The sequence below is a fragment of the Streptomyces caeruleatus genome (assembly GCF_001514235.1).
GTDB classification, from domain to species: Bacteria; Actinomycetota; Actinomycetes; order Streptomycetales; family Streptomycetaceae; genus Streptomyces; species Streptomyces caeruleatus.
In genome coordinates this window covers 1-546 of sequence record NZ_KQ948987.1, presented here as the reverse complement: position 1 = coordinate 546, position 546 = coordinate 1, and the positions used below count along the sequence as shown (strand labels likewise).

The 546-nt window shown below is 67.6% G+C and carries 1 protein-coding gene; it reads right to left on the bottom strand.

Annotated elements, in window-relative coordinates; translation table 11 throughout:
- A partial coding sequence (locus tag AQJ67_RS44410) for a Rossmann-fold NAD(P)-binding domain-containing protein (protein ID WP_482258155.1) occupies positions 1–546 on the bottom strand: 546 nt, incomplete at both ends.

The window sequence follows — 546 nt, the reverse complement described above, 5'->3', positions numbered from 1 at the left end:
AGTTCGGGCAGGCGCGTGTTGTTCTCCAACGCCCACCGCACGGTCCGCGGTGGGTGTCCGAGCAGGGTTTCCAGTTGGTCGGAGAGGGCGTCGTACCGCCCGCTGGCGATCAGCCTGGTCTGGATCCTCAGGTGCGCCGCCACGTGCCGGGCCGCACCCGGATCGCCCAGGGCCTCCTGCAGGACGGTCTCGTCGAGGAAGGCCTCGTTCCAGGCCTCCACTTCCTCAGGGACGTAGGTGACCTGACGTCCCAGCACGGCTGCGTAGTCCTCAGCGAACCCGTACATGTCCTTCAGCTCCGGGCCGGTGAGCGCGTAGGACTTCGAGATGTGCGGTGCGGGGTCGACCAGCACCTTCACGCACACCTCTGCCACGTCGTGAACGGCGATGGGCGCGAGCCGCTGCTTGCCGAAGGGCAGGCGCAGTTCACCGTTGCTCAGCGGGCCCTGTTGCATCCATGTCAGATGGGGGTTCTCGGCGAACAGGGTCGGACGCACGTTGACGGTCGGCAGGCCGGACCAGTCCAGCACCCGCTCACAGACCCAG